This window comes from Geothrix campi, from assembly GCF_024609265.1.
GTDB classification, from domain to species: domain Bacteria; phylum Acidobacteriota; class Holophagae; order Holophagales; family Holophagaceae; genus Geothrix; species Geothrix campi.
Window position 1 is genome coordinate 394320 of the sequence record NZ_JANHMP010000001.1, and the last position, 12622, is coordinate 406941.

At 65.2% G+C, this 12622-nt stretch carries 11 protein-coding genes; 6 read left to right on the top strand and 5 right to left on the bottom strand.

Features of this window, described 5'->3' with window-relative positions; translation table 11 throughout:
• Nucleotide 1 precedes the first annotated feature (1 nt).
• Together NOV65_RS01955 and NOV65_RS01960 are read left to right on the top strand one after the other, a co-directional pair.
• Complete coding sequence (locus tag NOV65_RS01955) at nucleotides 2-433, top strand: VOC family protein (RefSeq protein ID WP_257303776.1); 432 nt, start codon at nucleotides 2-4, stop codon at nucleotides 431-433.
• Nucleotides 434-503: 70 nt separating this feature from the next.
• Nucleotides 504-2072 (top strand): peptide chain release factor 3, encoded by a 1569-nt coding sequence (locus NOV65_RS01960; protein WP_257303778.1) that lies wholly within the window; start codon nucleotides 504-506, stop codon nucleotides 2070-2072.
• Nucleotides 2073-2197: 125 nt separating this feature from the next.
• Here the strand turns inward: NOV65_RS01960 and NOV65_RS01965 are convergent, their stop codons facing one another.
• The 3 genes from NOV65_RS01965 to NOV65_RS01975 form a co-directional block, all read right to left on the bottom strand.
• A complete protein-coding gene (locus NOV65_RS01965) occupies nucleotides 2198-3118 on the bottom strand; it encodes a class I fructose-bisphosphate aldolase (protein ID WP_257303780.1) in 921 nt (306 codons plus the stop codon).
• 73 nt (nucleotides 3119-3191) lie between these two features.
• Nucleotides 3192-4049, bottom strand: coding sequence for a 3-hydroxybutyryl-CoA dehydrogenase (locus NOV65_RS01970; RefSeq protein WP_257303781.1), 858 nt, complete (start codon nucleotides 4047-4049; stop codon nucleotides 3192-3194).
• A 141-nt stretch (nucleotides 4050-4190) separates the two neighbouring features.
• Nucleotides 4191-4877, bottom strand: coding sequence for an HAD family hydrolase (locus tag NOV65_RS01975; protein WP_257303784.1), 687 nt, complete (start codon nucleotides 4875-4877; stop codon nucleotides 4191-4193).
• Nucleotides 4878-4930: 53 nt separating this feature from the next.
• On the opposite strand from NOV65_RS01975, the gene NOV65_RS01980 reads away from it, so the two are divergent.
• From NOV65_RS01980 to aqpZ, 3 genes are all read left to right on the top strand, one after another.
• Nucleotides 4931-5287, top strand: coding sequence for a hypothetical protein (locus NOV65_RS01980; protein WP_257303785.1), 357 nt, complete (start codon nucleotides 4931-4933; stop codon nucleotides 5285-5287).
• A gap of 2 nt (nucleotides 5288-5289) precedes the next feature.
• Nucleotides 5290-6105, top strand: coding sequence for a 3'-5' exonuclease (locus NOV65_RS01985; protein WP_257303787.1), 816 nt, complete (start codon nucleotides 5290-5292; stop codon nucleotides 6103-6105).
• Nucleotides 6106-6190: 85 nt separating this feature from the next.
• Complete coding sequence (gene aqpZ, locus NOV65_RS01990) at nucleotides 6191-6868, top strand: aquaporin Z (RefSeq protein WP_257303789.1); 678 nt, start codon at nucleotides 6191-6193, stop codon at nucleotides 6866-6868.
• Between the two features lie 9 nt (nucleotides 6869-6877).
• Here aqpZ and NOV65_RS01995 read toward each other — a convergent pair whose 3' ends face one another.
• Together NOV65_RS01995 and NOV65_RS02000 are read right to left on the bottom strand one after the other, a co-directional pair.
• A complete protein-coding gene (locus tag NOV65_RS01995) occupies nucleotides 6878-7648 on the bottom strand; it encodes a TIGR00282 family metallophosphoesterase (RefSeq protein ID WP_257303795.1) in 771 nt (256 codons plus the stop codon).
• 62 nt (nucleotides 7649-7710) lie between these two features.
• The gene (locus NOV65_RS02000; RefSeq protein WP_257303797.1) at nucleotides 7711-10689 is read right to left on the bottom strand and encodes a TonB-dependent receptor; all 2979 of its coding nucleotides are present in this window, start codon (nucleotides 10687-10689) and stop codon (nucleotides 7711-7713) included.
• Nucleotides 10690-10868: 179 nt separating this feature from the next.
• On the opposite strand from NOV65_RS02000, the gene NOV65_RS02005 reads away from it, so the two are divergent.
• Nucleotides 10869-12608, top strand: a complete 1740-nt coding sequence (locus NOV65_RS02005) for a SpoIVB peptidase S55 domain-containing protein (protein ID WP_257303799.1) — start codon at nucleotides 10869-10871, stop codon at nucleotides 12606-12608.
• Nucleotides 12609-12622: the final 14 nt, after the last annotated feature.

The window sequence follows — 12622 nt, forward strand, 5'->3', positions numbered from 1 at the left end:
CGTGGTGGTTTCTCCTGTTCCTCCGGGCTACCACAGGGTCACGCCCTACCTGGTCGTGGCGGATGGGGAGGGCCTCCTCGGCTTCCTCCGTGCCGCGTTCCAGGCGGAGGAGTGCAGCCGCACGGTCCGTCCCGATGGATCCATCGCCAACGCCGAGGTGCGCATCGGCGACTCCATGGTGATGGTGGCCCAGGCCCGGGAGCCCTGGAAGCCCATGCCTGCGGGCTTCTACCTCTATGTGTCCGATACCGACGCCATGTACGCGGCCGCCTTGGCGGCAGGTGGGGCCTCGCTTCTGGAGCCCGCCGACCAGTTCTACGGAGACCGCAACGCCGGGGTGCAGGATCCCTGGGGCAACAACTGGTGGATCGCCACCCACATCGAAGATGTGGACGAGGCGGAGATCCAGCGGCGGATGGCGGCCCGGGGTTGAGTCTCCGGCCCAGACCCGGGACAATGGAGAAGCGCGGCAGCCCGCCGCGCTTTGTCATGTCTGGGAAATCATGGGTCTTATTGAAGAAATCCAGCGGCGACGCACCTTCGCCATCATCAGCCACCCCGATGCCGGCAAGACCACGCTGACGGAGAAGCTGCTGCTCTATGGCGGCGCCATCGACCGGGCGGGCAGCGTGAAGGCCCGGGAGGGCGGGGCGGCGGCCCACTCGGACTGGATGAGCATCGAGCAGGAACGCGGCATCAGCGTCACCTCGGCGGCCATGCAGTTCGAATACCACGGCCGGGCCATCAACCTGCTGGACACGCCGGGCCACCAGGATTTCAGTGAGGACACCTACCGCGCCCTCACGGCGGCAGATTCCGTGGTGATGCTGCTGGACTGCGCCAAGGGCGTGGAAGAGCAGACCAAGAAGCTCTTTCGCGTGGCCAGCGAGCGCAAGCTCCCCATCTTCACCTTCGTGAACAAGCTGGACCGCCCGGGCCGCGATCCCGTGGAGCTCATCGACGAGGTGGAGGAGCTCTTCGGCCTCCACGCCGTGCCCATGACCTGGCCCATCGGGTCCGGCACGGACTTTAAGGGCGTCTACGTCCGGGCCACGGGCCAGATCCAGGTCTTCGAGCGGGCCAAGGCAGGCCAGAAGGCGCGCGTGGCCGGGAAGGGCGGGCTGGATGATCCGGAGATCGCGGCCCTGCTGACGCCGGCCGAGCTGCAGCAGCTCAAGGATGATGTGGACCTCATGAACCACGTGCTGCCGGCCTTCGATCGGGAGGCCTTCCTGCGTGGCGAGCAGTCCCCCATGTTCTTCGGCTCTGCCGTGAACAACTTCGGCGTGGCCGAGTTCCTGGAGGAGTTCCTGGACCTGGCCCCCGCGCCCGGTCCCCGCCCCCTCATGAATGGAGGCGAAGTGCTGCCGGAACAGCCCTTCACGGCCTTCGTGTTCAAGGTGCAGGCCAACATGAACAAGGCCCACCGCGACCGCGTGGCTTTCGCCCGCATCGTGTCCGGGAAGTTCGACCGGGGCATGGATGCCCTCCACGTGCGCGAGAAGAAGTCCATCAAGCTGAACTACCCCCACATGTTCTTCGGGCGGGAGCGGCAGATCGTGGACGAGGCCTACCCCGGCGACATCCTGGGCCTCATCAACCCCGGCCTCTTCCGCATCGGCGATGTGCTTAGCGCCTCGGGGGTGATCGAATTTCACGCCGTGCCGCGGTTTTCGCCCGAGCAGTTCGCCTCGGTGCGCCTGGCGGATCCCGGCGCCCGCAAGGGCTTCCTCAAGGGTCTGGGCCAGATCGCGGAAGAAGGCGTGGTGCAGGTCTTCTGGCCCAAGGGTGGCGCACCCCTGCCCATCCTCGGCGCCATCGGCCGCCTCCAGTTCGAGGTGCTCCAGCACCGCCTCAAGGACGAGTACGCCTGCCCCGTCCTGCTGGAGCCCCGCGGGTTCCAGATGGCCCGGTGGCTCAAGGGCGGTTGGCCCGAGCCCAGCCGTTACTGGGGGGAGCTGGTGGAAGACACCGAGGGCAACCCCGCCATCCTCTTCGAGAACGACTGGCAGCGGCGGACCACGGCGGAAAAATCTCCGGACCTGACGTTCCTGGAACACCCGCCCAAATAATTGATAGGAACCACGAAAGGCGCGAAGCCCTGCGGGCACGCGAAAGTATCAACGGATATGAAAACCGCCCCCAGATCAGGGGCGGTTTCTTTTTCGGCCTTGTTCGCGGTTCCAGTTATTGCCGGTCAGGCCTTTGCGAAGATGCCCATCACCGCATGCAACAGCTCGAGGGCCTCGGCCTTCGGCCGCTGGAAGGCGTTGCGGCCCATGATCGAACCAAAGGCGCCGCCCGCCGCGATCTCGGCCACTTCCTTCAAGACTTCCTCGGTGCCCTTGGCTTCGCCACCGCTGAAGATGACGATGCGCCGGCCGTTGAAGGCGCTCTGCACCACGTGGGCGATTCGGTCCTTCAGGGTGGCGGTGGGGATATTGTATTTCTCGTAGACCTTCTTCGCTTCGGCCTGCTCGATGACATTCTTGGGCGGCTTCACCTTGATAATGTGGGCACCCAGCTGGGCCGCGGTGTGGGCGGCATAGGCCACCACGTCCACTGCGGTCTCGCCTTCCTTGCTGAGACCGGCGCCGCGCGGGTAGGCCCACAGCACGGTGGGCAGGCCCACGGCCTTGGCCTCGAGGATCAGTTCGCGCAGGTCCTCGTACTGGATGTTGCGGTCGCCACTGCCGGGGTAGATGGTGTAGCCGATGGCGGCGCAACCCAGGCGCAGCGCGTCATCCACGCTGCCGGTAATGGCGCTGCAGGGCTCGTTGCCTTTGCTCAGGCTGTCGCTGTTGTTGAGCTTCAGGATGAGGGGGATGTCCCCAGCGTAGTCCGAGGCCACGTGCTCGATGAAGCCCAGGGGCGCCGCATAGGCATTGCAGCCGGCCTCGATGGCCAGCTCCACGTGGTAGCGGGGATCGTAGCCGCCGGGATTGGGCGCAAAGCTGCGGGCGGGACCATGCTCGAAGCCCTGGTCCACGGGCAGGATCACGAACTTGCCGGTGCCTGCCAGGCGGCCGGTGTTCATGAGGCGGGCCAGGTTGGCCTTCACGCCGGGGTTTTCCGAGCTGTACCAGGACAGGATCTCGCGTACTTTGGCCGTGGCCATGAGGGCACCTCGCATGGATTCAATCGGTCATTCTAGCTGGAAATGGCCGGTCTGGCTCGCGCCAGGACTGGGATCAGCCCTTGCTGTAGTCGTAGAAGCCGCGCCCGCTCTTCTTGCCGAGCCAGCCGGCATCCACGTACTTGATGAGCAGGGGGCAGGGGCGGTACTTGGGATCGCCGAGGCCCTCATGGAGCACGTTGAGGATGAAGAGGCAGGTGTCCAGGCCGATGAAGTCCGCCAGGGTGAGCGGGCCCATGGGGTGGTTCATGCCCAGCTTCATGATGCCGTCGATGCTCTCCACGGAGGCCACGCCTTCGTACAGCGCGTAGATGGCCTCGTTGATCATGGGCAGCAGCACGCGGTTGCTGACGAAGCCGGGGAAGTCATTGCAGTGGATGGGGGTCTTGCCCAGCTTCTTCGACAGCTCCATCACGGCCTCGAAGGTGGTGTCGCCGGTGGCCAGGCCACGGATGACTTCGATGAGCTGCATGACCGGCACCGGGTTCATGAAGTGCATGCCGATGAAGGCCTCGGGGCGCTTGGTGACGGCCGCCAGCTTGGTGATGGAGATGCTGCTGGTGTTGCTGGCCAGGATGGCGCCGGGCTTGCAGACCTTGTCCAGGGTCTCGAAGATCTGTTTCTTGACCTCCCACTTCTCGGTGGCGGCCTCGATGACGATGTCGCAGGCAGCCAGGTCCTCGAGCTTCGTGGTAGTGCGGATCCGGCCGAGGACCGCGGCCTTCTCGTCGGCGCTCATCTTCCCCTTGTCCACGCCCCGCTGGAGGTTCTTGTCGATGGTGGCCACGCCCTTGGCGGCGTAGGCCTCGGTGATGTCCTGCATCAGCACGCTGAAGCCGGCCTGCGCGAAGACGTGGGCGATGCCGTTGCCCATCTGGCCCGCGCCGATGACACCGATGTTCTGGATGCTCATAACGACTTCTCCTTGGGAATGGTGATCAGGGCGATGCGGGGTGGTGGGAAACGGGGGTGTTGAGGGAGGAGGTCCCGGGCATCCCCGGGCCGGATACGGGATGGGGAATCCTCCAACCCTCAAGCATAACGGAGGAAGGGGTCACCAGCTTGCGAGCAGAGCTGGCAGGTCCCGGATGGAATCGAGCACGGGGTAGGGGGATTCCACCGGGCTGGCGACCACCTCATGGGCCCACGTCAGGTGATAGGGGATGTGGACCGCCTGGGCGCCGAGGGCCAACACCGGCAGGATGTCGGATTTCACGGAATTGCCCACCATTGTGAAGTCCGCAGGTCGGAGGCCATGACGCTGGAGAATTGCGGCATAGGTGGCCTCATCCTTCTCCGAGACGATCTCCACCTTCGAGAAATGATTGCCCAGGCCCGATTTCGCCAGCTTGGTCTCCTGGTCGAAGAGATCCCCCTTGGTGATCACCATGAGGTCGTAGGTCCTTGCCAGCTCCGCCAGAACCTCGTCGGTGCCAGGCAAGGCTTCTACGGGCTTGTCCAGCATGGCCTTGCCCAGATCCAGCACCTGCCGCAGGCCCGCGCCGTCGAGGCGGTTCTCGGTGAGCTCCAGGGCGGTCTCGATCATGGAGAGGGTGAAGCCCTTGATGCCGTAACCGTAACTTCCGAGGTTGCGCATCTCCGTGTCGTGAAGGCGGGCGTCGATCCAGGCATCGTCGTGGAAGGGGCGGAGCAGGGCCCGGAAGGCCTCCTGGGTCTCAGCGTAGTGGGTTTCGTTGTGCCAGAGCGTGTCGTCGGCATCGAAGGCAAGAGTCGGGCGCATGGCGGTCCTGTTGTCAGCTTCCCAGCCTACAATGAAGCGTTCCTGAGGATTCCATGGCTGCCTCCAAGACCCGTACCGACTGGGCCCTCCTCCTGCTTCGCCTGGCCGTGGGCGGCATGGCCGTGGTGCAGGGCTTCGAAGTCCTCCGCCGCGCCCATGGGGCCATCACCATGGCCCATGCCTCCACCTGGGGTCTGGCCCTGGGCGAGCTGGTCTGCGGCGCCCTGATCCTCCTGGGCATCTGGGTGCCCCTGGCCGGCGGCCTCCTGGTGGCCGTCCTGGGCTGGCCCCTCGTGCATGGATGGATCCACGGCGCCGGCCCGCTGGCCAACCTGCCCGCCCTCTTCCGTCTGCTCGTGGGCTTGGCCTGCGCCGTGGGCGGCGGCGGCAAGTGGGCCCTGGAGAAATAGCCATGCTGCGTCCGCCGCACCCTCAGATCTTCGCCTTCGATGCCGAATGGGTGCCGGACCCCGCCACGGGCCGCCGGGTGCTCGACCTCCCCAAGGACATGCCCGACGATGAGGTGGTGGACCGCATGTGGGTCTACGGCGGGGCCACGGAGGCGGAGCCCCGACCCTACCTCAAGACCATTCTCTGCCGCGTGGTGTCCATCGCGGCGGTGATCCGCACGGTGAAGCACGGCGAGGTGCACCACAAGCTGTTCGCCCTGCCTGAAACGCCGGAGGCCCTTCCCGAGGATGAGCTGCTCCGCCGCTTCCTGGTGGCCCTCGGAGACAGGAAACCCCAGCTCGTGGGCTTCAACTCCCGGGATGCGGATATGCCCATCCTCGTGCAGCGCGCCATGGTCCATCGCCTGTCCATCCCCGGTCTGGGGCGCAGCGCGGAGAAGTGGGCTCCCGGCGACTTCTTCGATCGCTACGGCAACCAGCACATTGATCTCCGCGAGATCACCGGCGCCTGGGGCAAGGCCTCGTCCACCCTGCATGAGCTGGCCACGGCCTGCGGCATCCCAGGGAAGCTGGGCACGGACGGCAAGAGCGTCATCGACCTCTGGCGGGCGGGGGACATCGCCGGCATCGTCCGCTACAACCAGTTCGACGCCCTCACCACCTTCCTGGTGTGGCTGCGGGCCATGACGCTGTCCGGCCACCTCACGCCCGAACAGATGGAGGCCGAGGAGGCCCAGATCCGCGCCCTCATCCAGCAGAAGATGGCCGTGGATCCGGTCTTCGGACTGTTTCTCGAAGGGTGGGCCCGGCTTTCCTGAGCCGTTCCGCTTGAATCCATCCCTGAGACGGCTAGACTGGCCCCGATCTTCCAATCACGGCTCGTTTCTTCCCAAGGGAGGCATTGTGAACAAGCGGCTTGTTGCGGAATTCTTCGGGACCCTCTGGCTGGTCCTGGGCGGATGCGGCAGCGCGGTGCTGGCGGCGACCTTCCCGGGTGTGGGCATCGGCTTCCATGGGGTCGCACTGGCCTTCGGCCTCACGGTGCTGACCATGGCCTACGCCATCGGCCCCACCTCCGGCTGCCACCTGAATCCGGCCGTGACCCTGGGCCTGGCCGTGGGCGGGCGCTTCCCCTACAAGGACGTCGCCGGCTACTGGCTGGCCCAGGTGCTGGGCGCCGTGGCGGCTTCCCTGATCCTCTACGTCATCGCCACAGGCAACGGCTCTCCCATCGGCGGCTTCGCGGCCAACGGCTATGGCGAGCACTCCCCGGGCAGGTACGGGCTGGGCGCGGCCTTCCTGAGCGAAGTGGTGATGACCTTCTTCTTCCTCATGGTGATCCTGGGCAGCACCGCCAAGAAGGCGGCACCCGGGTTCGCGCCCATCGCCATCGGCCTCTGCCTCACCCTCATCCACCTCATCAGCATCCCGGTCACGAACACGTCCGTGAACCCCGCCCGCAGCACCGGGCCGGCCCTGTTCGTGGGCGGCTGGGCCCTCGGACAGCTCTGGCTCTTCTGGGTGGCGCCCCTCATCGGCGCCGCTGTGGCGGGCTGGCTCTTCCCGAAGCTGGAGGCGTGACGGAACGGCTCAGAGCCGCCGGAGGATCCGCTCGATCCCGGTCGCTTTGCGACCTTCGGTGGTGACCAGCACGGCATGGAGCTGGAGGTCGCCCTCGGCCACTTCGTACTTGGGGCGTTGAACCCTGAGGAAGCGGCCAATGCTGGCTTCCTTCTTCATGCCGATGACGCCGTCGTAGGGGCCGGTCATGCCGATGTCGGTGACGTAGGCCGTGCCGCCGGGCAGCACCTTGGCGTCCAGGGTGGGCACGTGGGTGTGGGTGCCCAGGACGGCCGCCGCGCGGCCCTCCAGGTGGAAGCCCATGGCCTGGGCCTCGCTGGTGGCCTCGGCGTGCATGTCCACGATCACGAGGTCGGCCCGCTCCTTCTGGAGGAGGGTGTCCACGCCGCGGAAAGGGCAGTCGCAGGCGGGCATGTGCACCCGGCCCATGAGGTTGATGACGAGCACCTCGGCGCCGGAGGGCGTGTGCAGCTTCACCCATCCGTTCCCTGGCGTATCGGGCGGGTGGTTGGCGGGCCGCAGCAGGCGGGGTTCCAGGCGGAAGTAGCTTTCGATCCCCTTCACGTCGAAGGCGTGGTTGCCCGTGGTGATGACGTCCACACCGAAGCGGTCGAACCACTCCCGGGCGATGGTGTCGGTGATGCCGTGGCCGTGGGCGGCGTTCTCGCCATTCACGATCACGAGATCAGCCCCGGTCTCCCGGCGCAGCTCAGGCACGAAGGCCTCCACCAGCCGTCGCCCCGGTTCCCCCACCACATCGCCCAGCGCCAGGATCTTCATGGAACCAGGGTAAATGAAAAAGGGCGGCGCTGGTGCGCCGCCCTTTCGTGATGCAGGTGGGACTAGAACGCGAAGCGGGCGCCGAGCTGGATCTGGCGGGCAGAACCATTCCAGTTCTGCTGGGCCTGCAACAGCGGGGTCGCATCGCTGGAACCCGTGGCAGGACGGTACGACTGATAGGTGTCCTGGCGATTGAGCAGGTTGAACACATCCATGGACAGGGTTGCCTTGATCCGCTTGGTAATCGCGAAGTCGCGGCGGAGTCCCAGGTCCAAGGTCAGAGTGGATCCGGCTCGCTGGGAGTTCCGACCTGTGTCCACCCCGTCCTGGAAGAAACGATCATTGGTGGTGTTTTTGTCGCGGTTCATGTCCGAGGTATAGGTCAGTGTGTAGGGCGTTCCCGTCTGGTAGCGGATTGAAACCGAGGTCAGGATCCCGGTGACCTCCTTGTCCAGGAAGCTGAAGTAGCCGGTGAGCACCTGACGGCGATCCGTATCGGCATAGCCCCACTGGGCGCCCAGATTGTTGCCGTCCTGGATGCTGACGCCCGAATAGTTGCGCTCGTTGGAATCACTGTCCTTGTTGATGGCGTAGGTGTAGTAGAGCTGGGCGTCGAAGGCGCTACCTTCCTTGTGGTACTTCATGCTCGCCGTGTAGGCATGGTACAGGCTGGTTGCATCGGAAAAATACATGCCCATGGTGCCGTAGGCTGTATTGGGCCGAGCGGTTGGATAGATCAGGCGGCCATAGGCGTTTGCTGCGGGCGTTCCGAGGTTCAGATCTGCGGTGCGCTCCAACTGCTTGCCCTTGGCATAGGTGGCGGACAGGCCCAGGATCAGGTCATTGAAGAAGGGGCGCTCAGCGCCGATGTTCAAACGGTCGGTATAGGGGTTCTTGAAGTTGTTGTTGAAGGTCCAGATGTTGAACCCGGAGAGCGTGACGTTGCTGGGCATGGCCGCCAGCCAGTACGGGTTCGCGGCATTGAACGGTGCTCCACCCGTGAAAGTGGTCGGGTTACCGCGGGGGATGAGATAGGTGTCGGCATCACTGGGCTGGAAGTCCTTGGATCCAGTGCGGACTCCATTGGCCGCATAGGCCTGGTAGAAGAACACGGCCGGTGTGGTGCTGACATAGCGACCGATGCTCCCACGGATGACCGTCTTGCCCTGGTCAAAAGTGGGGGTCCAGGTGAAGGACACACGGGGCGAGAACTGGCTGTCCGAGGGGATCTTGGCCGTAATGGGCATGGGATTGGCGAGTGGGTCGCCCATGTTCAGGATCGGATAATCCGGGTTCTCCTGGCGGTCCCAGCGGACCCCGGCTCCGAGTTTGAAGGTGTCGGTGATGCGCCATTCAGTCTGGATGAAGGCAGCCATCTGCTTGTAGCTGGTGTCGAAGAGACCGGCCTGCTGCACGGGGCTGTTGAGGCCGAAATTCTGACGGTAGAACGACCAGTAGCCCAGGCGGTAATTGTCAAGCGCGCTTCTGGCTGGAATGCCGTTCGGCACATCCGCAGGGGTGTTGGAGAACTGATAGACACCCTGCCAGTTGCCCGCGAAGAACTCGGAGACGCTGATGTCGTTGTAGTCCACACCAGCCTTCACCTGGAAGGTCGGGGTCACGTAGCTGATGTTCTCTTGGATCTGGGTGCGCTTGGTATTGTAGGTGCGATCGAAAGGATAGGCGCCGTAGAAGCCCACATTGCTGATGCTGACCTCAGGGGAGTTGGAGTAGGTCGAGCGGGGCATGTCGTCCTTGGTGTGGCTGATCCGGAACTCGTTCATCCAGTTGCCGGTGATCACCCAGTTCCACTGCAGGACATAGGCGTCCGTGGTCACGTCATCCGAGGCCAGATTCTCTGAGGCCGCCGTGGTGCTGGCACCGGTGACTCCCTTGAACTTGGAGTGATTGATCCGGAACTGGATGTTGTGGTCGACCGTGGGGTTGAAATCGAAGCGGACGAAGTAGACGTCCGAATCGGCCTTGGCGGAGTAATCGCCGGCCTTGGCCAGGAGTACGGCATCGTTCGGGTACAGGGCTGGGTTGAGCGGGCCGGAAGCACCAAGGCCAGCGTTGCCTCCCCAGACCTGGTGGATGGGCTCCTTCCGTCGTTGGGCATCGTAGGCCACGAAGTAGAACAGCTTGTCCTTGATGATCGGGCCCCCCACGCTGAAGCCGAACTGCTCCTGCTGGAAGTCGCCCACGGGATTGGTGGTGGTGCCGCCATTGGGCTGGCGCAGGGTCGGACCAGCCTCCACCCAGCTTCGGGGACGCATGTAATAGAAGAGGCTGCCGCCGAGGTCGTTGGTACCGTTCTTGGTGATGGCGTTCACGTAACCGCCGCCCATGCGGCCGAACTCGGCGCTGGCGCCGTCTGTGATGACCTGGTACTCGCGGATGGCTTCGATGGAGATGGTGAAGGGGGTCTTGCCTTCGGCAGCGCCCGTGGCGCCACCGAAGAAGGGCTCGTTGTTGTCGCCGCCATCGATGTTGATGGAGGTGTTGACGCCGCGCTGACCGGCGATGGCCAGGTTGCCGCGGCTGCTGTCGACGACGACCTGGGGAGCCAGAGTGGCCAGGTTGGTGAAGTTGCGATTGAAGACCGGCAGATTGGTGAGGTTATCGGGGGAGATGATGGCGGCGGCGCTGGCGCGCTCCGTATCCACGGCGGCGGAGGCGGCCACCACTTCCACCACGGCGCCGGTTTCGGGCGCCAGCTTGATGGTCAGGGGGGCGGCATCGCCGAGGTTCAGGTTCACCTTGACGTTGCTGGCGGTCTGGAAACCGGCCTTGGTGACGGTGACCGTGTACGGGCCGACGGGCAGCAGGGTGGCCAGATAGCGCCCCTCGCCATTGGTCTGCAGGGTGCGGGTGAGGCCGGTCTCGGTGTTCCGGATGACCACCGCGGCCCCGGTAATGCCAGCGCCCGTGTTGTCCAGGACCCGACCACCCAGCTGGGTGGACACCCCCTGGGCCGCGAGGGGGGCCGCTGCCACCAGCAGGGCCATGAGGGATGAGCCGCCGAAGTGCCTTGATCTCATGAGAAGTTCCTCCGTATCTCAAAGAGTATCCACGGGGCCGCCTCGCAATAAAAGGGATCTGATGGTCAAGGAACGAAAATGTCACCTGGGGCATCTGAAATTCACAGGGGCGCCCGGCCGGCGGCCGTCCCGGTTTCCGGGACCGTCCTGCTAGGCTTCAATTATTCCTTGAGATATCGATGAGACTGGTCGCCCTCGCCTTCGCCTTCCTTTCCCTGGCTCCCCTGGCTGGCCAGGGGCCCACCACCCTGGCCGTCTCGGAGATCCGGGCCGGCATGAAGGGCTATGGCCGGACCGTGTTCCAGGGCGGGAAGATCGAGCGCTTCGATTTCGAAGTACTGGGGTTGCAAAGGAACTTCGCCCCTGGTCGGAGCAGGATCATGGTTCGGGCCTCCGGCGGCCCCCTGGCGGACACCGGCATCCTGGCCGGCATGAGCGGCAGCCCCTGTTACATCGACGGGAAGCTCATCGGGGCCTTGAGCACGGGCATCGCCTTCGAGAAGGAAGCCGTCGGCGGCATCACGCCCATCGCCGAAATGCTGGACCAGCTCCGCGATATTCCGGAGACCCCGCCCAGCCGCACGCCCCTGATCCTCCCCAAGCTGGAGCCGCCCAAGGTTCTCAAGGCCGCCTTGTCCGGGCAGATGCTGGACTTCAGGACCCTGATGGGCGAGGCGGATCCGCAGGCCCTGCCCATGGCCATCGTCGGCAGTTCCCTGGGGCCCGAGGCCCAGCGCTTGTGGGCTGGCTTGCCCATCACCTTTGCCGCCGCGCCGATCCTGTCCGGAGGGCGGGAGGAGGCGAGCCCCCTCGAACCCGGCGGCATGGCGGCCATCACCCTGATGCAGGGGGACCTGGATCTGGCCGCCGCAGGCACCATCACGTACGTTTCGGGCAAGCGGGTCCTGCTCTTCGGGCACCAGTTGTTCAACCTCGGCTCCGTGGATCTCCCGCTCTGGTCCGCCACGGTGGCCAGTACGGTCGCCAGCTACCAGGGTTCCTTCAAGATGGCCATGCCCGTGGCGCCCATCGGCGCCTTGCGGCTGGACCGCAGTTCAGGCGTGGCGGGGCTGCTGGGCGCCGAGGCGCGCATGGTGCCTTTGCGGATCGGCCTGAACCTGGGTGGCAAGCGCACTCTGAATTTCCGCTTCGAGTTGATGGATCATCCCGTCGCCACCCCGGCCCTGGTGGCCACGGCCGTGGCCCAGACGCTGGATGCCCATACCCGGGGGCTCGGCCTCCAGAGTCTGTCCATGCAGGGCAACATCAAACTCGCCGGGCAATCGCCCATCCAGATCGAGAATGTCATCGCGGACCTGAACCCCTCGCGCATGTCCCAGTACGTGGGTGCCATGCTCCAGGCCATCACTCTCAATCCCTTTGAGAAGCCGGTATTCGAGGGGATTTCCCTCACCATCAAAGCGGAAGAGCGGTTGGATCTTTCGGCCATTGCGGGCGTTCGCCTCCTCAAGGCCCGGGCCAAGCGGGGGGAGATTCTCCCGGTGCTGGTCACCCTCCAGAACATCCAGGGCGTGCGGGAGACGGCCACCTTCAACATCCAGGTGCCCTCCTCTGCCGCCAAGGGCAAAGCCACCCTCATGGTGGGCGACGGCTTCAGCCTCATGGCCGCCGATCCCGACGAACGCATGATCGAGGTGGCCAATCTGGGCGATGTGGTGCGCCTCCTGAACGGCGCCCTCCGGAACAACCACGCCTATGCCCTCCTGGTGCAGATTCAGCCTGGCGCGGGCCTGCGCGGCAGCCGCATCGAGGGCATCCCGCCGACGGTGGCCAGCCTGGTCAGCGGCGATGGGGCCAGCAGCGACAACCGGTTGCAGCGGCGCATCGTGGGGCGGGCGATTCTCCCGCTGGATCGAGAGGTACGGGGGCTCAGCCAGCTGGATGTGGAAATCGAGTGATGAACATGAGCGAC